21 protein-coding genes and 1 pseudogene are annotated in these 23,483 nt (G+C 47.3%); 19 read left to right on the forward strand and 3 right to left on the reverse strand.

Features of this window, described 5'->3' with window-relative positions; genetic code table 11:
- Positions 1 to 136 precede the first annotated feature (136 nt).
- The 15 genes and pseudogenes from argH (at position 137) to A6049_RS14625 (ending at position 16,084) form a co-directional block, all read left to right on the forward strand.
- Positions 137 to 1,645: pseudogene (argH, locus tag A6049_RS14555) on the forward strand (argininosuccinate lyase).
- A gap of 18 nt (positions 1,646 to 1,663) precedes the next feature.
- Positions 1,664 to 2,608 (forward strand): amidohydrolase family protein, encoded by a 945-nt coding sequence (locus A6049_RS14560; RefSeq protein WP_063565353.1) that lies wholly within the window; start codon positions 1,664 to 1,666, stop codon positions 2,606 to 2,608.
- A gap of 60 nt (positions 2,609 to 2,668) precedes the next feature.
- Positions 2,669 to 4,018, forward strand: coding sequence for an extracellular solute-binding protein (locus A6049_RS14565; protein ID WP_063565354.1), 1,350 nt, complete (start codon positions 2,669 to 2,671; stop codon positions 4,016 to 4,018).
- Between the two features lie 27 nt (positions 4,019 to 4,045).
- Entirely contained in the window at positions 4,046 to 4,990 is a 945-nt protein-coding gene (locus A6049_RS14570; protein WP_090953638.1) for a carbohydrate ABC transporter permease, read from the forward strand.
- 25 nt (positions 4,991 to 5,015) lie between these two features.
- Entirely contained in the window at positions 5,016 to 5,876 is an 861-nt protein-coding gene (locus A6049_RS14575; RefSeq protein ID WP_063565355.1) for a carbohydrate ABC transporter permease, read from the forward strand.
- Between the two features lie 257 nt (positions 5,877 to 6,133).
- The gene (locus A6049_RS14580; protein ID WP_063565512.1) at positions 6,134 to 6,958 is read left to right on the forward strand and encodes an alpha/beta hydrolase-fold protein; all 825 of its coding nucleotides are present in this window, start codon (positions 6,134 to 6,136) and stop codon (positions 6,956 to 6,958) included.
- 109 nt (positions 6,959 to 7,067) lie between these two features.
- The gene (locus tag A6049_RS14585; RefSeq protein ID WP_063565356.1) at positions 7,068 to 8,711 is read left to right on the forward strand and encodes an AraC family transcriptional regulator; all 1,644 of its coding nucleotides are present in this window, start codon (positions 7,068 to 7,070) and stop codon (positions 8,709 to 8,711) included.
- Positions 8,712 to 8,828: 117 nt separating this feature from the next.
- Complete coding sequence (locus A6049_RS14590) at positions 8,829 to 9,830, forward strand: ABC transporter substrate-binding protein (protein ID WP_063565357.1); 1,002 nt, start codon at positions 8,829 to 8,831, stop codon at positions 9,828 to 9,830.
- A 24-nt stretch (positions 9,831 to 9,854) separates the two neighbouring features.
- Positions 9,855 to 10,862 carry a FecCD family ABC transporter permease gene (locus A6049_RS14595; RefSeq protein WP_063565358.1) on the forward strand — a complete coding sequence of 336 codons (1,008 nt, stop codon included), beginning with the start codon at positions 9,855 to 9,857 and terminating at the stop codon, positions 10,860 to 10,862.
- Positions 10,855 to 11,877: a FecCD family ABC transporter permease gene (locus A6049_RS14600; RefSeq protein WP_063565359.1), complete on the forward strand. Its 1,023-nt coding sequence runs from the start codon at positions 10,855 to 10,857 to the stop codon at positions 11,875 to 11,877. Before A6049_RS14595 ends, A6049_RS14600 begins: the two co-directional genes overlap by 8 nt.
- 37 nt (positions 11,878 to 11,914) lie before the next feature.
- Positions 11,915 to 12,649, forward strand: a complete 735-nt coding sequence (locus A6049_RS14605; RefSeq protein ID WP_063565360.1) for an alpha/beta hydrolase — start codon at positions 11,915 to 11,917, stop codon at positions 12,647 to 12,649.
- Between the two features lie 105 nt (positions 12,650 to 12,754).
- Positions 12,755 to 13,510: an exodeoxyribonuclease III gene (locus tag A6049_RS14610; protein ID WP_063565361.1), complete on the forward strand. Its 756-nt coding sequence runs from the start codon at positions 12,755 to 12,757 to the stop codon at positions 13,508 to 13,510.
- Positions 13,511 to 13,781: 271 nt separating this feature from the next.
- Positions 13,782 to 14,765: an alpha/beta fold hydrolase gene (locus A6049_RS14615; protein ID WP_063565362.1), complete on the forward strand. Its 984-nt coding sequence runs from the start codon at positions 13,782 to 13,784 to the stop codon at positions 14,763 to 14,765.
- A gap of 50 nt (positions 14,766 to 14,815) precedes the next feature.
- Positions 14,816 to 14,962, forward strand: a complete 147-nt coding sequence (locus A6049_RS33255; RefSeq protein WP_161490589.1) for a hypothetical protein — start codon at positions 14,816 to 14,818, stop codon at positions 14,960 to 14,962.
- 144 nt (positions 14,963 to 15,106) lie between these two features.
- Positions 15,107 to 16,084: a diaminopimelate dehydrogenase gene (locus tag A6049_RS14625; protein WP_481852825.1), complete on the forward strand. Its 978-nt coding sequence runs from the start codon at positions 15,107 to 15,109 to the stop codon at positions 16,082 to 16,084.
- A gap of 191 nt (positions 16,085 to 16,275) precedes the next feature.
- Here A6049_RS14625 and A6049_RS14630 read toward each other — a convergent pair whose 3' ends face one another.
- Together A6049_RS14630 and gdhA are read right to left on the reverse strand one after the other, a co-directional pair.
- A complete protein-coding gene (locus tag A6049_RS14630; RefSeq protein WP_063565365.1) occupies positions 16,276 to 17,130 on the reverse strand; it encodes a pentapeptide repeat-containing protein in 855 nt (284 codons plus the stop codon).
- 209 nt (positions 17,131 to 17,339) lie between these two features.
- Positions 17,340 to 18,716: an NADP-specific glutamate dehydrogenase gene (gdhA, locus tag A6049_RS14635; RefSeq protein ID WP_063565366.1), complete on the reverse strand. Its 1,377-nt coding sequence runs from the start codon at positions 18,714 to 18,716 to the stop codon at positions 17,340 to 17,342.
- 388 nt (positions 18,717 to 19,104) lie between these two features.
- On the opposite strand from gdhA, the gene A6049_RS14640 reads away from it, so the two are divergent.
- The 4 genes from A6049_RS14640 to A6049_RS14655 all read left to right on the forward strand — a co-directional run bounded on the left by A6049_RS14640 (position 19,105) and on the right by A6049_RS14655 (position 22,555).
- Positions 19,105 to 19,578 (forward strand): GreA/GreB family elongation factor, encoded by a 474-nt coding sequence (locus tag A6049_RS14640; RefSeq protein WP_063565367.1) that lies wholly within the window; start codon positions 19,105 to 19,107, stop codon positions 19,576 to 19,578.
- Positions 19,568 to 20,074, forward strand: a complete 507-nt coding sequence (locus tag A6049_RS14645) for a cation:proton antiporter regulatory subunit (RefSeq protein WP_063565368.1) — start codon at positions 19,568 to 19,570, stop codon at positions 20,072 to 20,074. The genes A6049_RS14640 and A6049_RS14645 overlap by 11 nt, the downstream gene beginning before the upstream one ends.
- A 3-nt stretch (positions 20,075 to 20,077) precedes the next feature.
- Complete coding sequence (locus A6049_RS14650; protein WP_063565369.1) at positions 20,078 to 21,283, forward strand: cation:proton antiporter; 1,206 nt, start codon at positions 20,078 to 20,080, stop codon at positions 21,281 to 21,283.
- A 315-nt stretch (positions 21,284 to 21,598) separates the two neighbouring features.
- Positions 21,599 to 22,555, forward strand: a complete 957-nt coding sequence (locus A6049_RS14655) for an alpha/beta hydrolase (protein WP_095206106.1) — start codon at positions 21,599 to 21,601, stop codon at positions 22,553 to 22,555.
- On the opposite strand, the gene A6049_RS14660 is transcribed toward A6049_RS14655, so the two are convergent.
- Positions 22,550 to 23,428, reverse strand: a complete 879-nt coding sequence (locus A6049_RS14660) for a PhzF family phenazine biosynthesis protein (protein ID WP_063565370.1) — start codon at positions 23,426 to 23,428, stop codon at positions 22,550 to 22,552. The genes A6049_RS14655 and A6049_RS14660 overlap by 6 nt on opposite strands.
- Between the last annotated feature and the right edge of the window lie 55 nt (positions 23,429 to 23,483).

Below are 23,483 nucleotides of genomic sequence, written 5' to 3' on the forward strand. Positions count from 1 at the left end.
GATACAACAATAGAAAATTTTGATTAAGGATAAAGTTGTATGTATACCAAAATAGTGGTAGAGTTTTGAACTAAACATTCCGACCTGATTAGTCGGCATTTCAGATCTCTGTATATTCAGATGAAGAACAAGGAAGGTGAAGTCAACGTCAACGAATCCAACACAAGTGTCTGGTTTTCCCAGTCAAACCTATGCCGAAATTGTACTTGAACCCGCCTATAACCAGGCCACACAGCATCTGCTGAACCCCATGATGGCCGTAAACAAAGCACATCTAATTATGCTCCGTGAACAACACATCATTCCGGAGCAAGAAGCGTGCCACATCGCTTCGGCTGTACAGAGTCTGGATGTGGATGGGCTCCGAACGAGCGAGTATTCCTCCCACGTTGAAGATTTGTTCTAACAAGTCGAAGTTGAACTAGAGAAGCTTGGCGGACCCTCTGTCGGGAATCTGCACTTAGCCAGAAGCCGAAACGATATGGGAATCGCCATGTATCGTATGGTGCTGAGGGAGAAGCTGAACTCAGCGATTTCCTCAGGGCTGTCATTACACCGAAGCCTAAGGGAATTTGCATTACGTCATATCGATACCCTCATGATTGCTCACACGCACACCCAACAAGCCCAGCCGACCACACTTGCCCATTACATCTGTGCCGTTAGCGATTCCCTTGAACGGGATCTCGATCGGTTGAAATCCGCCTATACAGGCTGCAATCGCAGCAGTCTTGGTGCGGCTGCTCTCACCACTTCTGGATTTCCGGTCTGTCGAGACCGAACCGCAGAATTGCTCGGCTTTGATGGCATTATTGAGAATGCCTATGATGCCGTCAGCGGTGCAGATTATGCAGGTGAAGCCGCCTCTGTAGCCCAACTGGCAGCTATCAATCTGGGACGTTTCGTTCAGGATCTGCTGTTATGGTGCACACAGGAATATGGTGCATTAATTGTAGCTGCCCCTTACGTTCAGATTAGTTCAATTATGCCGCAAAAACGGAATCCGGTATCGATTGAACACGCCCGTTCACTCCTTTCAAGTGCCAAAGGGGATGCAGCAACTGCTCTTAACATGATGCATAACACACCCTTTGGTGACATTGTAGATACCGAAGATGATATGCAGCCCTATGTATGGAGAAGTCTGAATACACTTGAATCCGTATATCGCTTGCTGTCCGAAGTGATGGATACCCTTAAGATCAATGTGTCATTGCTGCGTGAACGGGCAGAGCGTAGTTTTGCCATGGTTACCGAACTTGCAGATACGCTGGTCCGCACAGAAGGATTATCGTTTCGACAAGCTCATTCCATCGTAAGCCGGATTGTAACACAGCTGACGGAATCTGGTATTTCTATTTCGGGATTGAACTGGGAGGTTGTGAACACAGCGGTACAGGAAATTGCCGCCAAGCCGCTTGCCCTAACCTATGAGCAATTAGAGGAAGCAATATCTCCCGAGCATTTTGTACACATTCGGCATGTGCGTGGTGGACCCAATCCGGAAGAAGTGGCAAGAGCATTGGAGGCCCAAGCGCTCCGTCTCGGCACACAGGAACAATGGAGTCTCGATACCACTAATAAACTCCGTTCTGTAGATGCAAAACTGGATTTAATTCTAAACGGCTGGCTTAACAGAATCTAAATGGAAGGAGCAAAATCAATGTTCTCCAATCCCGACTTTCGAGTTTTTGACATCCATGCCCATCTGCCTTATAAACTTTTGCTTTCCTCATATAAAAACCATGAGTTGGTGACGCGATATGGCAAGGAACGCAGTGAGCGAATGAGACTAACCTGGGACTTCCCGGCGGTGGAGGAGCAGGGAGAGGAAGCTGCGCGGCCGTTAATCGAACGGTGGGTAGAGGAATTGGACAAATACAATATTGCTGGACTTAACTTTCTGACGGCTCTGGATAATGATAACTTGGCTGAACAAATATCCATATACCCGGATCGGTTTACCGGATTCGCCTATCATCCCATTGAAAATGAAGATGCATCCATCGAGCTGCGTAGGGCAGTTGATGAGCTCGGATTGCGAGGATATAAGTTGTTTGGTCCCCTCACCCAGATTCCCTTTGACTCCCCTTCGCTCGACCCGGTGTGGGCATTTCTTGCAGAGCGCCGCCTGCCTGTCCTGATTCATTTTGGCATGCTTGGTCATGCCGGAGGCATCGTTCATCATCCCAACATCAATCCGCTTGCCATCTTTAATACAGCCCGTGCCTATCCGGATATTCCGTTCATCATCCCTCATTTTGGCGCAGGGTATTTCCAGGAGCTTCTGCATCTAAGTTGGAGCTGCCCTAATGTATACATCGACACCTCGGGTTCCAATCAGTGGGTACGTTGGATGCCCTACGAGCTGAACCTGGAGACGTTATTCCGCAAAACATACGAGCTGCTGGGTCCAGAGCGAATCATCTTTGGAACGGATGCGAGCGGATTTCCGCGTGGTTATCCCTATCGTTATTTACAGGATCAGGTCCGGGTATGTCGTGAACTTCGCTTCCCTGAAGCGGACATTGAACTCATCTTCGGAAATAACGCAAGACGTCTGTTGAAGCTGCCTGTTGGCAAAGCCGTCGGTTCCACCAACGCGTAAGCCAAGGAAATAGAGAACGTTATAACACTTTTGTTGCAAAAGAGGGGAGAGTGGCTTCACTTGACGAAATCCGGTTATTTTTCATTCAGGCCAAGCAAGACCCTGCAATTATTGATTGCAGGTTTACTCTTATTGAGCATTACAGCCTGTTCATCCAAGCCATCCGAAGAGTCTGGTTCAGCAGGTGTTACAGCTTCGGGTGATCAGACGGAGCCCATCACGATTGAGTACTGGCAGTATGAATTTCCAGCCAAGGTTGAACTGATCAATACCTTAATCCAGGAATTCGAGACGGAACATCCCAACATCAAAGTCAAACAAACCAATTTTCCGTACGACCAGTACAATCAAAAGGTAGCTACACTGGTTCCCGCTGGAAAAGGACCGGATGTCATCAATCTGTATTACGGCTGGTTGCCCAAATATGTGCAATCCGGTTATTTACAGCCGTTGCCGGAAAGCAGCTTTCCGGGCATCGCCGAGGCATTTTTCCCTTTTGTAGATACAGCGAAATTAAATGGAAGCTACTATGCTCTGCCTACAGGCGTGAGAACGCTGGGGTTGTTTTATAACAAGGACTTGTTCACCAAGGCTGGACTTGATCCGGACAAACCGCCTACGACTTGGGAAGAGCTTGTCTCGGATGCCAAGGCATTAACGGAAACGGACAAAAATGGGCAGTTGGTGACAGAGGGTTTCGCATGGGAACCAGGTTCCCAGCTTCATCACTGGTTCCGAGACGGATTGTTATATCAAGCGGGAGGCAAAGATACGAGCGAGGATCGTCGGAAAATCCTGTGGAATGATACCCCCGCAGGGCTTGAAGCATTCAAGTATCTGGTTGATTTTGCAACCGTGCATAAAGTGGGCATTAACGGCTTTTACACCGATGATGCCAATGCATTCAAAACGGGCCATGCCGCAATTAATGTGGATGGTTCATATCGATTGGGATCTATCAAAAAAGACGCTCCCGATTTGAATTTTGCTGTCGCACCGCTGCCGGGTTATAAAGGAAAATCCACACAGGCTTCATTCTGGGCTAATGCGATTCCAGCCAATGTTACCGGAGAGAAGTTGGAAGCAGCTACGGCCTTTTTACAGTTTTTGATCAGCAAGGGCGTTCAGGAACAATGGGTGGAGAAGGTCGGTGAACTTCCCGCACAGAAAGAAGTTGCTCTTCAGGATAAGTATGTGAATGACCCGCTGCTTGGCCCTTTTATCTCCCAACTGAACGATGCCAACGCCCACTTCTTCATTGATGAGACGCAGGAGCGTACGTTGTTTGTGAACGCTGTGGATGAGGTGCTGCTTAATCATGTGCCGGAAGAGCAGGCTTTCAATGATCTGGTGACCAAAACCCAGAAGCTCTATGACGACTACTGGGCGAAACAGGATAAGAAAAAATAAGTTCTCATTCAAGGAGGCTGCGCAGCTATGAGGACTACCGGGGTGATCCCTTCGCGGCCGAAACGGCGTTTATGGTTCGGATCGGGAATTGGAAGACTCAATTACAGACATAAACAGCGGTTATTCATTTATGGCGGTTTGTTGATTCCGCTGATCTATTTTGTAGTCATCCGCATCTTACCGATTCTGTATTCCTTTAACGTAAGCTTTCGCGAATGGGGCATGCTGTCACCGGATAAACCCTTTGTGGGCTTTGATAATTATGCGACATTGCTAAGTGACCCTCTATTCCTCAAGTCGCTGGTGAACACAGGAATCTACGTCGTTGTTGGAGTGCCTGCACAGTTAATTGCCGGATTAATCGTGGCTCTTCTTCTCCAGCAAGTGGTGAAGCTGCGCGGATTGTTCAGGACGGCCTACTTTATCCCGTATGTAACCAGTGTAGTGGCGGTAAGCTGGATATTCCGGTGGCTGCTGATGAAGAACGGGATTGTAAATGCTCTATTTATAGAGTTGGGCCTTGGGCCGCAATCTTTCCTGTATTCGCCCACACAGGCCATCTTTTGGATTATTGCGGTGATGGTATGGCAAAATATCGGATTTCAGATGCTCATTTTCCTGGCGGGTCTGCAAAACATCCCCAAATTGTATTATGAGGCGGCTGCCATAGACGGAGCCACGGGTTGGCAGCGCTTTGTGCATATTACGATCCCTCTGTTGAACCCGGTCATGCTCCTCTCCGTCGTCATGGCAAGCATCGGGTTCCTGCAATCCTTTACCCAGGTGCTTAATATGACAGGAGGCGGGCCGTTGGACTCCACCATATCTGTCGTGCTTCATATATACAATTTGGCTTTCAAGAGTTTTGATATGGGCCTGGCCTCGGCAGCCACCGTCATTCTGTTTGTCATCATATTCATGCTGACACTGGTTCAGCTTAAAGTGCTGGGCAGCCGTTTTCAACAGGAGTAAAAGGAAAGGAGGGTGCTTTTCAAGCATGAGCAGATCTGCCGCATGGGCCGATACCCGAACAACGCTCCGCTGGAATCATTCCGGGTCACTGATCAGTTATGGTTTACTTACGCTCGGACTTGGATTGATGGTGTTTCCGTTTCTATGGATGATATCGACGTCGTTCAAGACGCTGGATGAAATCTACTCTCTGAGTCTGATCCCTTCCAGGTTCACATGGGATAATTATGCGGCTATTTTTCAGGGAACCCCATTTCCCCGCTGGATGTTGAACAGTTTATATGTAGCTGTCATTGCCACCGTGAGCGTCTGCGTATTTGATTCCATTACGGGATACATTCTGGCTAAATTTACGTTCTGGGGGAAACAGGTTATTTTTGTACTCATTCTGAGTACATTAATGGTGCCGACTGAAATGCTGATTATTCCATGGTATCTTGTATCCAGTAGTTTCAACGGCATGGATACGTACTGGGGTATTCTGTTTCCAGGTTTAATATCCGGGTTTGGCATTTTTCTAATGAAGCAATTCATGGAATCCCTTCCTTCGGAATTACTGGACGCGGCACGAATTGATGGCATGGGAGAATGGGGCATTTTCCTTCGGATCGCTGTTCCGCTGGTAAGGCCAGCGTTCGCCACCCTCTGCATTCTGACATTCCTGGGCAGTTGGAATTCATTCATCTGGCCGCTCATTATTACACAGAGTGAGGAGATGTTTACGATTCCGGTCGGGATGGCTTTCTTCTCCAGCGAGGCTAAGGACAGCAGCAACTGGGTGCAGATTATGACTGGAGCAACACTTTCGGTTCTGCCATTGATCATTCTCTTTCTGTGTTTTCAGAAGCAGATCATTCGTGGTATTGCTACAACAGGTCTCAAATAGCATTAAAGCGACGGACATGTTTTATGGAAAAACAGAACCCTACAATACAATACAAAGCAAAACAAAACAGAGCCGGTTACCCCGTCAAGGGGGCCGGCTTTATTCTTTCATGGAAATGGAAAAGCCATGCGTGCAATGAAGCGGTGCATTTTCCATATGGAAATGGGTGATTCGTCCATGGAAGGCCGGACCGACCTTGGATATAATCGGAGACTAAAGCCGTAGCAACCAGGAGGAATACTTCATTGAAACAAGTGATGAGACATGACGGAACAGAACCGGAGGTAACTTTGCCGGGAACAACCTTTTACCGCATGCGTGCAGAACAGACCAAAAGAGAGTACGAGATCAGAGTTTGGGTGCCGGAGAGCGCCCCGCCAGCTTCCGGATATCCCGTGATCTATCTGCTGGATGCCAATGCGGTGTTTGGTACGATGGTTGAGGCCATGCGTATACAATCTTTACGCCCGGAGAAGACCAGGGTTGCGCCAGCAATTATTGTTGGCGTGGGGTATACAGTCCGGGAACCCTTTCCACAGGACAGGCACTATGATTTTATGATGTCGGTTCCCGAAGATGAATTACCCCGGAGACCGGACGGAGCAACTTGGCCGGACCATGGCGGCGCTGAAGCATTCACCCAATTTATCGAGGAACAATTGAAGCCGGACATTGAACGACGCTATGCCATTGACCGGAGCAGACAGTCCGTTGTGGGACACTCGCTGGGCGGATTATTTGTTTTGCAGTTGTTACTAGATCGTCCGGGAACATACCGAAATTACATTGCAGGTAGTCCGTCTCTTCATTGGAACTCGGCCTGGATCGCCCGGCAGCAAGAGACGTTTGCTTCCCGTATGCTGGATAATCGTATGGAAATTCACGTTTTACTTGCAGCAGGAGAACTGGAGGGGAGTCATCCCAGCGGGGTGATTGAACGTTCCCGAGCATTTACCGAATGGTTGAACCATGCCGATGCAAGTGGAGTCCGTGCTGATTTTATCTGTTTTGAAGATGAAGGTCACATCTCTGTATTGCCTGTGTTGATCAGCAGAGTACTGCGATTTGCATCCAGAGATTGATCGGGTTGAGCACCATCATGAAAGAACTAGTAGATGCGGGGGTCTCTGAAAATTTGATATACTGATGATAGTTATTGAGAATGGTTATCAAATGGAGGCCTATAAATAGATGATTTCCCCTAACTTATACCCTAATCAAGAAGTGGATTCCACGTATCCACTCGACAGATTGACTATAAAATTGCGTGACATGGAGAAAATGAAATCCACTTCAGACTGGAACATTCCCCAGCAGCATACCTCGTCTTATGTGCTTGTCTTGGTCACAGGTGGTGAAGCCTTACTGACACTGGATCGGGGGTCTATCCATATCCATGCACAAGGCGTATATTCCTGTGTACCCGAATCCACTTTTGGCCTGACTTCTTTCGGAGATGAAGGAGCCGAAGTAACGATCATGCGGTTTGACCTTTATCAAGAGCTGCATGATGATCCTGACACCTTACATGTGGTTAAAGATACCCCGATGTTCAGATCTGGCAAGGAGCTGGCGGTGTCACCAACCGTTCAGCTCTCATTTATGTGCGAAGAAATACACAACCTGTGGCATAGTGGCAGGGCCATGGGACATTTTCAGGCACATGTGCAATTTCTCCAATTACTCGCAAGCCTTACAGAAGCATCACCTCCGCTCAAGGAAGATTCCCAGATGATGATCCAGCGTACCAAAGATTATATCGATGAGCATTCCAATGAGAATCTAACCGTGGAATATCTGGCAGGCATGGCCGGGCTGAGTCCGAAATATTATGTGGACCTGTTCAAGCGAAGATATGGAATGAGTACAACTGATTATATTTCTTCACTCCGCATTAACCGGGCAAAACAACTGATGGCCGGTACTGAAATGCGTCTGCGGGATATTGCTCATCAGGTTGGATATCACGACGAATTTTACTTCAGTCGCAAATTTAAAAAAGCCATGGGAATATCCCCTTCGGTATATATGAACAGCCGCCGCCGTAAAATTGCCGCCTATCACATTGCGATTACAGGACATTTGCTGGCCCTGAACATGATTCCCTATGCGGCACCGCTGCACCCGAAATGGACATCGTATTATTATCGAATGTATGGCAAGGACATCCCTGTACATCTGAGTGCCTATCGGATTGACATGGAATGGCAATCCAAAATTCAGGCTCTGCAGGAGCATCAGCCTGACCTGATTATCAGTTACGACCACTTGCGACCTGAGGAGAAAGCACAGCTTGAAAGTATTGCGCCGGTTCATTACCTCACGGTCTCAGATCACAACTGGCGTTCACAGCTTCAGATTCTGGCTGAACAACTGGGGGCACAGCAGGATGCCAAGAGTTGGCTGGAAACTTATGATCATAAGGCGGACCAGGTCAAAACGATGATGCATCAAAAGCTTGGCAACGAGAAGGTAGTCGTTGTCCGTTTGTTAAAACATCAGTTCACACGTTATTGTTCACCATCCATGTTGGAAGTGTTATATGGAGATTTGGCAGTCAAACCAGCTCATGTCAGTGAGGAAGGGGAGATATATAACGAGCCGATTACGCTGGAACAACTGGATGAAATGCAGACGGATTGGATATTTCTGATGGTATGTCAGGAGAGTGAGACGTTATCCTTCTGGGAGGATGTGCAGAAAACCTCCTTGTGGCAAAATATAAAATCTGTTCAGAATAACCGGTTGTTCATCATCCCGGCTGATCCCTGGCTTGAGAACTCGCCCCTCGCCAACGAACGCATCCTGGACGATCTGATGGATCGCTATCGGTGAAAAATCCATAGAGATTCAGGACAGAGTCCATGGTTCTGTCGGTCAATCTTGTTTATCATTCAATAATGATTATTATTCTCAATTAGAATAATCGAAATTGAAGGGGGATCACCAGAGATGAAAAAGAAATTGGGGTTATGTTTGGTAATGATATGTATGCTCGCTGTATTGGGAGCGTGCGCCAATAAAGAGGACGCGTCAGGGACTGCGGAGAATTCGGCCTCGACTGGAACAACGGCGACGACCAATGAAACGGATACAGCTGAGGCAGCTGAAGGTACAAGAACTATTAAATACTTAGATCAGGAGTACACGGTTCCGACAGAGGTTAACCGTATGGTAATTACCGGTTCCATGGAAGCCATGGAGGATGCACTGGTTCTTGATGTACATCCGGTAGGGGCTATTACTTTTGGCGGCGAATTCCCGGAGATGTATGCTTCTATCACGGATCAAGCTGAGTCCATTGGGCAGAAGATTGAGCCTAACTTTGAGACCATTCTGTCCCTGAAACCGGATATTATCCTGGGTTCTACGAAGTTTAAACCTGAAGTGGCCGAGCAGTTAAGCAAAATTGCGCCATTTATTCAGGTGTCTCATATTGCTACGGATTGGGAGTCGAACCTTAATCTACTGGCTGAGCTGACAGGCAAACAGGAACAGGCCAAACAGGAAATTGAACAGTATAAGGCTGCTTTGACTACTGCCCAGGCTGAACTTGGGGACAAACTGGAAAACAAAAAGGTGTTGGCAGTACGTATTCGTAACGGACAAATGTATGTGTATCCTGAGTCTGTCTTTGTGAATCCGATTCTGTATGGAGACCTTGGATTCCAGGTTCCGGCCGAGATTCAGGCAGCCAAAGCACAGGAAGCACTTTCGGTAGAGAAGTTTGCAGAGATGAACCCGGATTATGTGTTTGTACAATTTGAGACATCCGAGAACTCCGACACCCCGAATGCCCTGACAGATCTACAGAACAACCCGATTATCCAGAAGACAACTGCGCTGAAGGAAAATCATGCTTTTGTTAATGTCATTGATCCATTGGCTGAAGGTGGTCCGGCCTGGAGTCGTATTGAATTCCTGAAAGCAGCAGTTGAGCAGTTATCCAAATAATTAGAGCAAGGCGTGTATACTCCTATGCAAAAAAGAAGATTGAATCCGGTGGTGCTGTTCGCAGCAGCACCTCTGTTCATTGCAGTTACCATTCTGGCGTCCGTTATGTACGGAGCCAAGAGCATTGACGTTTCGACCATAATGGCAGCCATTTTCCATTTTGATACAGACAGCATCGATCACCAGATCATCGTGTCATCCCGGCTCCCGCGTGTTATTGGTGCTCTATTAATCGGGGCTTTTCTGGCGGTGTCAGGTGCGCTCATGCAGGGGATGACAAGAAACTATCTTGCATCCCCTTCCATTATGGGGGTATCCGATGGATCGGTAGTGGTCATCACCTTATGTATGGTATTTATGCCGAATACGTCATCTCTTGGTCTGATATTTTACTCTTTGGCGGGATCGGCACTTGGAGCAGGACTGGTATTTTTCATAGCCTGGTTACTGCCGGGCGGTATGTCGCCTGTTCGACTTGCCATTCTGGGCACGATTATTGGTACATTCCTCGGTGGTGTATCTCAGGCCGTGGCTACCTATTATCAGGTGTCTCAAACGATCAGTTTCTGGTATAACGCCAGATTGCATCAGATGGACCCGGGCATGATCAAGCTGATTATTCCATTTGCTGTGGTGGGACTGGCGTTAGCCATCATCCTCTCCAAGTCTATTACCATTCTGTCGATGGGCGATGATGTGGCAACAAGCCTGGGGCAGCGTACCGGATGGGTTAAGGCTTTATCGATACTGAGTGTAGTTATCCTGACTGGAATATCTGTGGCTTTGGCGGGCAAAATCGCTTTTGTCGGTTTGTTGGTTCCGCATATTACCCGATTTCTCTTCGGGGTGGATTACCGCTGGATTATTCCGTGCTCCGCTCTGCTGGGCGGATTCTTTTTGGCCTGGTGTGACATCTTGAGTCGTTTCATTAACTCTCCGTTTGAAACACCAATTGGAGTCGTCACCGCATTATTTGGCGTTCCCTTCTTCCTTTATCTGATCAAAACCAAAGGAGGGGGAAAACATGCCTGAACCGCAGCGGGGAAGATTATGGGCCGTCATTTTCATAAGTTCAATAATCATTGCAGCAGCCGTTTATATCAGTTTGACTAATGGTGCGTTTGACATATCGGTGATGGATGTGGTCAAAACGTTATTACGGCTGGACCCTGTCCATGAGCATGATCTGGTCATTTTTGATTTCAGGCTACCGCGAATTGTCATTGCATTACTGCTTGGCCTGGGACTCGGGATTGCCGGAGCTGTAATTCAGGGTATTGCGCGCAATCCGCTTGCTGACCCCGGCATGCTTGGTATTAACGCAGGTGCTGGAACAGCAATGGTGCTCTTTATGCTTCTGTTTCACGGGTCCATAACGGGTACAGGATGGTTGTCCATTATGGCGATGCCGCTGTTTGGCCTGGTGGGTGGATTAACCGCAGTTATTCTCATCTTGTGGTTTGCTCAGGAGCGCGGACAGTTGGATTCCCAAAGGCTCATTCTGGTCGGGATTGCCATCGGTTCAGGTTTTAGTGCAATTACGCTTTATCTTTCCCTAAAGATGAACCCGTCCGATTTTGAGATGGCTACCGTCTGGCTGACAGGCAGCATTTATAATGCCAACTGGCGATACATATCGGCGATGATTCCATGGCTGGTCCTGCTGATTCCATTGCTTTGGGCTAAATCCCGTGTGCTGGATGTCATGCAGCTGCAGGAGGCCAGCAGCATGGGACTCGGTGTAGATGTTCATCGGGAGAGAAAAATATTGTTACTGGGCAGTGTTGGACTCGTCAGTGCCTGTGTTGCCGTTTCCGGGAGTATCGGATTTGTTGGGTTAATCGCTCCTCATATTGCACGGCGGCTGGTGGGGCTTCACCATAAACGGGTCATTCCGATATCCGGTTTGGTCGGCATGGCGATGGTTGTTGTAGGTGATTTGATCGGCAAAACGGTATTTGCCCCGGCAGAACTGCCTGTGGGCATCGTCATCTCCATTATTGGCGTTCCTTATTTCATCTTTTTACTGCTTAAAAACAGGATGTAACAAGCCAGATTTGAAACAGGAGGGAAGGGTTCCATACATGAGTAAATGGGTACAAGAGTCGGTTAATGGCTGGACGCTCCATCTGCTGCTTCCGCCATCTTACACAGAGGGAGATCGTCATTACCCGGTCGTTTATATTCAGGATGGAGGTGCGGTAGCCAAAGCCTGCAGCAATCTGCTGGATCATTCTTTTCGCTCCGGAAAACTGCCTGAATTGATTTTGGTCGGTATTGAACCTCACAATCGCAACGATGACTACACGCCATGGCCTGTACCAGCGCTGCATGCATCCTTTTCGGCCTTTGGCGGTCAGGGAAGCATATATCTGAAGGCGATCACTGAGCAGCTGAAACCGTATGTGGACTCGTCTTACCGTACTCTTGCAGATTCAGAGAATACAGGTATACTTGGTTGTTCGCTCGGTGGGCTGATCTCTCTGTTTGCGGCGATGGAATTCCCTCATATCTTTGGAAAGGTTGGGGCGTTATCAGCCTCAATGTGGTATGAAGGTTTCCTCGATTATATGAGTGACTATTCCTGGGCTGAACGCCGCGGGTTGAAGTTGTATATGTACGTTGGGAGTCTGGAAGGTGTGTACAAGGCTAATGCCCAAGCACAAATGCTGGAAAATACACGTTCTGCGTGTCGCATGATTTTGGCCCAGGGTTATCCTGCCGAGCGGCTGAATTATGTGGAGGAAGAGGGCGGGACGCATGATCTTTTATTTTTTGCCAAGCATCTGCCTGAAGCATTATCCTGGTTGTATCAGTGAGCATATAGCTTAGGAAGCCCTCATTCTGTTTGGATATCGTCACACCTCAGCTTGTCCTTCCGAATTCGCCCATGCTATATTGGGGAGATGTGAGGAGATGAGGATATGAAGCTGGTGTCCTGGAATGTAAATGGATTGCGGGCATGTGTTACCAAAGGATTCATGGATTATTATAACGAGAGTCAAGCCGATATTTTCTGTGTGCAGGAGACCAAGCTGCAGGCAGGACAGATCGAAATGGATCTGGGTGAAGACGTATATCAATACTGGAATTATGCTGTCAAAAAAGGATACTCCGGCACAGCCATATTTACCCGGATCAAGCCGCTATCTGTCTGGTACGGGATAGAGGAAGATAGTGAACCGGAAGGCCGAATGATTACGCTGGAGTTTGATCATTTTTATCTCATCAACGTATATACCCCCAATGCGAAGCGGGATCTGACCAGACTTCCTTACCGTTTGGAATGGGAGGATCGGTTCAGAGGGTACGTGCTGCAATTGGAGCAGACCAAGCCGGTTATCGTATGTGGTGACCTGAATGTAGCCCATCAGGAGATCGACCTGAAGAATCCGAAGCCGAATCTGGGCAACTCGGGATTCACGCTGGAAGAGCGAGGCAAAATGACCGATCTGCTGGCTGCCGGATATGTGGATAGCTTCCGTCATCTGTACCCGGATCGCACGGATGTGTTCAGTTGGTGGTCGTACATGCCCAAGGTAAGAGAGCGTAATGTTGGATGGCGGATCGATTATTTTCTTGTGTCCAATCAGCTGGCTCCGAAGGTGTCAGAGGCGCATATTGATTGCCATGTCATGGGCAGTGATCATTGCCCGGTGGGTCTCACGTTGCAATTGTAGATTGCAGAGGGTTTATTTGGCTTTTTACAAAATGAATATCATCAAAACCGCAGGTTTCCGTTATCGGGAATTTGCGGTTATTTTACGTTGTCTATATGATTATCTTCCCTTTGGTACAGGTCTCAATGGTATTTTTCATCCTGCGGGTAGGGGGTGGAACTAGACTTAGGTTGGGGAAAGAACTGGACCCGGGATCGTTCCGTTTCCACCCGTACTTGGGTAAGATTGAAGAATACATATAGAAGATGATTCGGGTAAGGGGTAGAGAACGATGAAGAAGGGGTTACGGAGAGGTTTGAAGGGGCTGGGTGGCCTGATGCTGGCAACAGGACTTCTGCTGCTGGTAGGTACCGCGTACGAGGCGTATCAGTCGACACAGGACATGAAATCTTATACTGCACCAGGCAAGATGTATGAGGTGAGCGGACGTAACATGCATCTCTATACAACGGGAAGAGGAAATGCGACAGTTGTTCTCGCTTCAGGCTGGGGTACGCCCAATCCGTATGTTGATTTCAGCCCGCTATATAACAAGTTGAAATCCCAGGTGAAAATTGCGGTGTATGATCGGTTCGGTTACGGGTATAGCGATTATACGGATCGGCCACGTGATATCGATACCATTACAGAGGAAATCCATCAATTGCTGCGAGTATCCGGCCAACGTCCGCCATATATCATGGTAGGTCATTCTCTAGGATCGCTGGAGACCTTGCGATTCGCACAAATGTATCCCGATGAGGTAGCTGGCATGGTCATGATTGATGGAGGAAGTCCCGAATATTACAGCACTGTGGCTATGGAGCAATCGGATTGGTATTTCGATTCAGCCCGTCTTCTGGTGAAAACAGGAATTGTGCGGACATTGCTGCATTCGGATCGGTTAACCGAATCTTTGGTCGTTAACCCGGATCTCGTTACGGAGTCAATGAGAAAGGCAGCCACCATATCCACACTCAAGCATGCTTACAATGACAACGTGATTGGAGAGATGCGCAATTCCAAGAAGAACGCTGCCCATATCTTGGAGCATAAAAAGGAATTCTCCTTCCCGCTAACCATTCTGACGGCCGGTTCAGAGAAACCGAGCGAAGGCAGCCGGGCATGGCAGGCAGATCAAGCCGATTTTGCTTCATGGTCCAGTCAAGGAACACAGGTCACTGTGGCACACGCCAAACACGATATTCATAACAGTCAGCCGGATATTGTCGCCAATGAAATTTTGGAGTTGGTGAGGCGGTCCGGTGAACTATGAAGAACATAATCCAGCCAAAATATAGCAAACAAGATGAGGAGGTAGGATGGATGAAAAAGATCAGAACCGCTTCAAGATTCCTTTCCTTACTCCTGGCAAGTTGTCTGTTGTCTCTAACGGTATTGTCCGTTTCCGTCTTGTTTGCTACTTCTTCCGTGGGTGCCATACCTTTTATCCATTCGGTTGGACGTGATTAGAATAAAAGGAATATATCAGGCCTTGCTGCTCTGCATGCAAGGTATTTTTATTTCAAACTGGAAACCTGACAATTTACATGTTATGTTATATCATTATACTAGATAAAGTAGGCAACTATAGATGAAGACAGGAGAGGATTGAACATGGTCAAAGTTGGTATCGTAGGTTACGGAAATCTGGGCAAAGGTGTAGAGAAAGCTATTACTCAAAACCCGGATATGGAGCTTGTTGCTGTATTTACACGTCGTAACCCGGAGCAGATGGTTGCAGAAGGTACAGAGGTTCGTTTCGAACATATCTCTGCTGCTGAGCAATACATAGGCCAAATTGATGTGATGATTCTGTGTGGAGGTTCGGCAACCGATCTTCCGGAGCAGACACCTGCAATTGCAAAATTGTTCAATACGGTGGATAGCTTCGATACACATGCCAAAATCCCTGAATTCTATAAAGAAGTTAACGCCGCGGCAGAGCAAGGTGGCCACGTGAGCGTCATTTCCACAGGTTGGGACCCAGGCTTGTTCTCAATGAACCGACTGCTTGCCCAATCGATCCTGCCAGAAGGTAAAGAGTACACGTTCTGGGGTAAAGGAGTAAGCCAAGGTCACTCCGATGCCATCCGTCGTGTTCCTGGCGTTAAGGCTGGTGTGCAATACACTGTACCTGTTGAAGAAGTAATCAACAGCATTCGTGCTGGGGAGACCCCAGAATTGACCACACGTGAGAAGCATCTGCGTCAATGCTATGTAGTTGCAGAAGCTGGTGCAAATCAGGACGAGATTCGTGAAACGATTGTATCTATGCCTAACTATTTCTCGGATTACGATACAACGGTAACGTTTATTACTGAAGAGCAATTGAAGGCTGAGCATGAAGGCATGCCGCACGGTGGATTTGTCATTCGCAGTGGAGTTACAGGTGCAGGCCAGAAACAAATTATTGAGTTTGGTCTGAAGCTCGACAGCAATCCTGAATTTACCGCAAGTGTGCTGGTGGCTTATGCAAGAGCCGCACAACGTTTGAGTCTGGAAGGACACAAAGGGGCTAAGACGGTATTTGATATCCCACTCGGTCACCTGTCTCCTAAATCGGCTGAGGACCTTCGCCGCGACTTGCTGTAGTCCGTTAATTCATTACCGCAGTTGTAAGTCCTGATTAATTCATATCTAAAATGTAATACAACACAAACAGCTCGTCCTTCTAAACAGAGGGACGAGCTGTTTGTGTTATACATACGAATCAGTGCATATTCATGGTTTATTCATATTCATTCATAATTCATAATTCATACTTCATCTTGGGACAGTCTTCCCTACAGCCAGTGTGAGGGAATGTTTAAATGATCCGGCAACTTGGTATCTGCACTGCCTTTTGCCGAGTTGAGCTGGGATTGCGTCAGAAAGATGCTGCCTCTCAGATCCGCTCCACCCAGATTTGCATCCCGCAAGTCAGCCCCAATTAGATCGGTTTTTCTCATATCTGCGTTTCGTAGGTCAGCCGCTATCATTAATGCACCTCTGAAGCTCGCTCCCCGAAGGTCAGCTCCTTTTAGATTGGCACCCAGAAAGTCTCTTCCAATACGCTTTTTGGTCTTCGATTTGGAAGGATCCTTACCCGAAGCTGGGACCTTTGCCCGCACCATCTCGCTGGCCTGTACAAGCAGTTCGTTCACCACCGCCCGATGTGCGGGAATATCGAGACGTAATATGGCAGATGGCTCCAGATCGGTCAGTCGTTCCGTTTCCCCATATACGTCCTTCAACGCGGCATGGATGGATGATGTTTCCGGCAGCATTAGCATTTCATTGATATAGCTCATCATCTCATGAAGCTGCTTCATGACAGGCAAGCAATCGAACATTTCAGCAGCTGATTCCGGATGATTACGCCAATCCTTGCCCGCATATGTAATTTGTGATAGTTTCTGACCAGCTCCGAAACAGTCGTAGACTGTGCAGCCCTTGAACCCTTTCTGTCGCAGCTGTGTATGGATGCCGCAGCGGTTATCGGTACGGAGATTGGAACAGGGGGTGCCGCTGGATTTATCAAAAGCAAAGTCTGAGGATTTGCCATACGGCAAGGCGACACAGCATAGACCAAAACATTGCTCACAGTCTGCGCTTAAATGCAGAGTAGCCTGATTGCTACTGAATGCTTGGTTAGTCATTTATACACTTCCTTTAATTAAAAAAAATGCTATTTTAAGGTCAGTACAACTTTACCATTACACTGGATTTCGATCAATTCCGATATGGATCATATGGCGATTCTGATACCGGATTAAACTCCATAAATGACATTAGAAATGTAAAATAACCGCCTCCCGTGATGGAAGGCGGTTTATTTAGTTAGTTAGCAACTGTAACACAATTAGAATTAGACGATACCTTGCGCGAGCATGGCATCTGCCACCTTCAGGAAGCCAGCAATGTTCGCTCCGGCAAGCAGGTTACCTGCACAGCCGTACTCATCCGCTGCCTGAACACAGCTAGTGTAGATGTTCGACATAATGTCATGCAGCTTGGCGTCCACTTCTTCAAATGACCAGGACAACCGCATGCTGTTCTGCGACATTTCAAGTGCGGACACGGCAACTCCGCCAGCATTAGCCGCTTTGGCTGGTCCAAACAGAACGCCTTCTTTATGGAAAACGTCAATGGCAGCCAGAGTGGAAGGCATGTTCGCTCCTTCACCGATCGCTTTAACTCCGCCTTGCACAAGCAATGCAGCAGCCTGTTCGTCGATTTCATTTTGCGTTGCACAAGGCAGCGCGATATCACAAGGGATAGACCAGATGCCTTCACAGCCTTCGGTATACACGGCATGTGGATGCTCTTTGACATATTCGCTGATCCGCAGACGATCAACCTCTTTTAATCTTTTTACGGTATCCAGATTGATTCCTTGAGCGTCATAGATATAACCACCAGAGTCACTACACGCGACAACATTAGCTCCAAGCTCTTGAGCCTTCTGAATGGCATAGATGGATACATTACCCGAACCGGAGACAACCACGGTGCTGTCCTTGAAGCTCAGTCCTTTAGATGCCAACATTTCCTTCACAAAGTACACGCATCCGAATCCGGTAGCTTCCTTACGTGCAAGACTTCCTCCGTATAGGAGCCCTTTACCTGTAAGAACGCCAGCTTCGTGTCCACCGCTGATGCGTTTGTACTGTCCGAACATATAACCGATTTCCCGTGCACCTACACCGATGTCCCCGGCAGGTACGTCCGCATCGGAACCGATATATTTGTACAGCTCAGTCATGAAGCTTTGAGTGAAACGCATGACTTCCAGATCTGATTTTCCTTTTGGATCGAAGTCGGAACCACCTTTACCACCGCCGATTGGCAGGCCAGTCAGGGCATTCTTGAAAATTTGTTCAAATCCCAGGAATTTAACGATTCCCGAGTAAACGGAAGGATGGAAACGAAGTCCACCTTTGTAAGGACCAATTGCGCTGTTGAACTGAACACGGAATCCACGGTTTACTTGTACCTTGCCTTGATCATCTACCCAAGGCACGCGGAACGTAATGACACGTTCTGGCTCAACAAGCTGTTCAAGCAAGCCATTTTCCCGATATTTCGGGTGAGCTGCAATGACAGGAATAAGCGAGTCCAGGATCTCTTTAACAGCCTGATGGAATTCACTTTCCTGTGGATTTCTGGCGATAACCGATTCGTAAACGGAATGAACATACTCTGCGGCAGTTACTTGAGTTGAATCCTTAGTTATAGTCGACACTTTTTCAATGCACTCCTTTATTGTGTTAAAGTCTTGGGATGGCTATTTGTATAAATTGCATAAAAGTTTGTAGTTAAATATACAGGAAACAAAATAAAAATACGAGATGAAAACCCATAAAATGTTTTTTATGACGTTATTAAAATCTTCTATGGATCTGTCATATGATGTAAAGGTTAAGTTTGGAAGCCGGATTGACGCCCTTTTTATCATTATACAACGCAAAGTTAACAGAATAGCTGGATTAAAAAATTTGTTTTGGTAAGATGGTAGTAAGACCGCGGTATCCGTGGTTTTTTTATCTATATGAAGGAGGAGAACAACATGATGAAGAAAAACATGCGAATCAACATGGAGAACAGGGCTTGTATAGGAGGTGAGATTTATTATGAACCATAGGACCTCCTTTCAAAATTGCAGAGAAATGCTGGTGAACCAGCTCATTATATTCGGTGAAGAGAAAAGAACATTTCTCGACGCCTATTTTGACGTGCGTGATCCGGAACGTTCGCAGATGGAACGGCTGCTCGCAAACTATACCACGTGTGTGGAGAAGCTGCTCCTTGGTTCGGATGAAGCTCTGGAATCGGTGGTACTTATCGGTAGTTTAATCCGTTTTGAGTACGTTGACTTCCATACATCTGATTCATTCACCATTGTTATGCCGGATGACGCGGACCCGGATGCGGGGCATATTTCCTTCCTCTCCCCTGTGGGGCGGCAATTATTGCTTGGGCTCAAGGGAGAAGTGAGGTCGATTAATATACCGGCTGGCTCCATGCGAGTACGCATTACGGATATTACGTTAAACAATGAGTCCTTGAATCGGATGTCCACTGGGGGTGCAGATCATGCACTTTAAAGAGACGGATTTGCCGGGAATTGGACGCAAATATTGGTTGCACACACGCAGCGGTGAGCATCTGGTCATCGTTATCCATAATGATGAGCGACGTGACCTGTTTCACATGGAATCAGGCGATTCGCCTGAAGAATTGGGAGATATGGTGTCACTGGTCACACTGGATGATGATGAGGCACGTGCGGTTGCGGCTATTGTCGGTGGCATGACGTATAAACCAACCTTTCAGGATGAGCGTGAAGTTATGCTGGAGGGACTGTTAATTGAGTGGCTCCGTATTGAGCCGCATTCAGAGAGCATAGGAAGATCGATCGGAGAACTGAATATTCGCCAGGCAACAGGAGCAGTTATTCTTGCTGTGGTGGAGAAGAACAGGATGAAACAGTTTAATCCAGGTCCTGACTATACCTTTACCGCGGGGGCAACGGTTGTTGTCGCTGGTGAACGGGATCAGATCAAACTGTTAAAACAGTTGTTATCCAATGGACGGCTCTAGCCTATGGATATGCTCATATTCGAAGTGGGAATTGCCGTTGCGCTGATTACACTTACGGGGCTAATATCTGCAAAATTACGATTTTCGGTCATTCCTTTCTATATTCTGATTGGTATGGCTGTTGGACCGCATGCACCACAGATCGGCATTGTGGATTTGCGTTTTATCGAAAGCTCGGAATTTATTGAATTTATGGGCAGGCTGGGTATTCTGTTTTTGCTCTTTTATCTGGGATTGGAATTTTCGGTCTCCCGCCTGATGAAGTCGGGCAAAGCCATTCTGACCGGAGGTATGTTCTACGTTGGACTAAATTTTGCTTCCGGTCTGCTGCTAGGATGGTTCATGGAACTGCCACTCAAAGAAACGTTAGTTGTCTGTGGTATTATGACGAGTTCTTCCACAGCTATTGTGGCTAAAGTACTCGTGGATCTGAAGCGCACGGCGAACCCGGAGACGGAGATTATTATGGGCATGATCATGTTTGATGATCTGTTTATTGCCATCCATATCTCGATTCTGACGGGGCTTGTACTTAGTGGGGCTACCTCATTCCTCAGCGTCTTGCTCGTATCCTTGTCTGCGCTGCTCTTTATTGTGCTATTTCTAATCATAGGCAGGAAATGCATCAAGTATATTGATAAGGCACTCAACATCAAGTCATCGGAGTTGTTTCTGCTTACCGTTATGACGTTGCTCTTTCTGGTGGCGGGTTTCTCGGAAACGCTGCATGTAGCCGAAGCGATTGGAGCTCTGATGATGGGGCTGGTTCTGGGGGAGTCCAGACATGCCAGCCGAATTGAGCATCAGATTATGCCGTTCAAAGATTTCTTTGGGGCGATCTTCTTTTTCAGCTTTGGCCTGACCATTGAACCTTCGACCCTTGGCGGAGCCGTTGGCATGACCGTGATTGCCGTTATTCTGACCATTGCCAGCAACTATGGTGCGGGCATGATCGCTGGCAGACTCTCCGGGATGTCTCCACGCGCTTCTCTTAATGTGGGATTCACGCTGGTGTCCCGTGGAGAGTTCTCTATCATTATGGCGAATATCGGCAAGGCAGGAGGCCTGATGGCATCCATTCAGTCTTTTGCCGTGTTATATGTGTTGATTCTGGCAGTGCTTGGCCCGATCCTGACGAAAGAATCACCTTGGATCTACAGTCAATACGCTCGCTTGAGGAAAAGAATGAGGGGGAAAGAGACGGGATGAATTGTGCATCTGTTTGCCACGTCTTTACAGCGTAGGTTAATACACAAATGCAAACACGCTTTGAATCTAATCCACTGCTAAACCGTACACGCCACACTACTTGGAGTATATTCTCTCCTTGGTGTGGCGTTTATTGTATCGGGGAATGTACCATCCCTTTATTGACAGATGTATGAAGGCTGTTATACAAAGAAGTATACTTATGGAAGTAGGCTTAATGTAAGGTCGTGCAATGCACGGCCTTTTTTGGCTATATAGGATCAGTCTCATTCAATCTGAATGAGACTGATCTATGACAAGAGGAGAATGAACAGCATGGATAATCTGCCTTCATATCATTCATCACATCATTATTGGAAACAGTATCAAGCCTTTTTCCCGGAAGAATTCAGGCTAGGGGACCATGCGAATCCTGAAGAGGAGTGGTGGGAATCGAACGGGGTTCATCTGCACATCGATCTTCTGCCCGCGCCCGATTCGCCGATCAAAATTCTGTTCATTCACGGAGCTGGAGGCAATGGCAGGTTGCTCGCGCCTTATGCTCGAATGTTGCAGCTCCGAGGCTATGAGGTAGTATCGCCAGATCTTCCACCGTATGGACTGAGCTATCCGTTGCCTGGGACACGTCTCAATTATGAACTATGGATCAAGCTGCTTGTTTCACTCGCTGATTGCGAATTTAGGAAAGACGGCAAGCCGATCGTGGCATTGGGAAGCAGCATCGGAGGTATGCTGGCTTATCACATGAGTGCACGCAGTGAGCACGTACAAGGCTTGATTGTAACGACATTTGTGGACACGAGTGATGCGGATATGCGTGACCAGCTTGCACCAAACCGTTTGGTGAGCCGATGGGGCAAACGTATGATGGATCGGTTTCCGGCTTTACTGGATCATATACGTATCTCTGTGAAGCAAGTATCGCGTATGCAGCTGATTACCAATAATTCGGAGTTAACCCGACTTATTATGAATGATCCACAGGCGGCATCGACACGTGTCCCATTAGAACTGTTAAGAACATTCCTGAATAAGAAGCCGGAGGTAAATCCGGAACAGTTTGGCCAATGTCCCGTACTGCTGGTTCACCCCGAACTGGACCCGATGACACCACTACGGTTCAGCCAATCTTTTTTTGATCGATTAAAGGTGGAAAAGGAATGCGTAGTGTTGGAAGGAGCGGGCCACTTCCCTATAGAACAGCCAGGGCTGAATCAATTGGAAGAAGCCGTGTTACGATTTTTACATAAGATTGAAGCTCAACATTTATGAAAGTTGAATTCGAATGTTCTCTATATGAACCGCGACCCCGCCCACTTGAATCTTTGTAATTTCATTGGACATGCCCAGTGTTAATCTGGCTTGGATCTCCGAGGGACGGTTCATAGTATACCCTTGTCTAATCGTATAGATTGTATCGTGGGGATCTGAAAGTTGGTTGTATTTATGTAAATAACAGAGTAAAGCACCGTTAGAAGTACCAGTTGCGCTCTCTTCCGGGATATCGTAAAGGGGAGCAAAGTTCCGGCATTCTGCCAGAGTACTCTCTTTATCTGGTTCGACTGCAAACACGTGATAACCTACGACATGGTTAGCTTTGCTAATTTCAGCGATAAGCTGAAAATCAGGAATGATTTTTGACAGAACATCAACATGGTTAACCGCAATCAAGATATCGCGCAATCCGGTAGATACGATCTGTACAGGTAATTCAGCGTGTAAATCATGTGTAGAAATACCCAGAGAATCTGCAATGTCTTGTCGGTCAACGATATCTCCAAACTCCGGAAGCGCCTGAGACAGATAGACTTCACCATTGTTGTGGACAACTACTTCAAGTATTCCTGCTAACGTCTCCAGCGTGTATACACCTACATCAACGATATGCTGTGCTTTCATTAAATAAAATAAGGCAATCGTTGCATGTCCGCATAGATCAACTTCATCACTAGGGGTGAAGTAACGAACTTTGAAATCAGCCTGATCCGATGGCATAACAAACGCGGTCTCTGAGAATCCAACTTGTCTGGCAATCTCCTGCATCTGGGAGTCGGACAAGTGTCCTGCTTGTAAAACAATTCCTGCGGGGTTTCCGCCTAGAGGCTTATCCGAAAATGCATGTAACGTACTTACTTCAATTTCCACATCTCTACCTCGCTTGTTCAGTTATTTAAGTTCAACAGTTCTTCATTATATCACG

Source organism: Paenibacillus sp. O199 (assembly GCF_001636635.1).
Taxonomy (GTDB): Bacteria; Bacillota; Bacilli; order Paenibacillales; family Paenibacillaceae; genus Paenibacillus; species Paenibacillus marchantiae.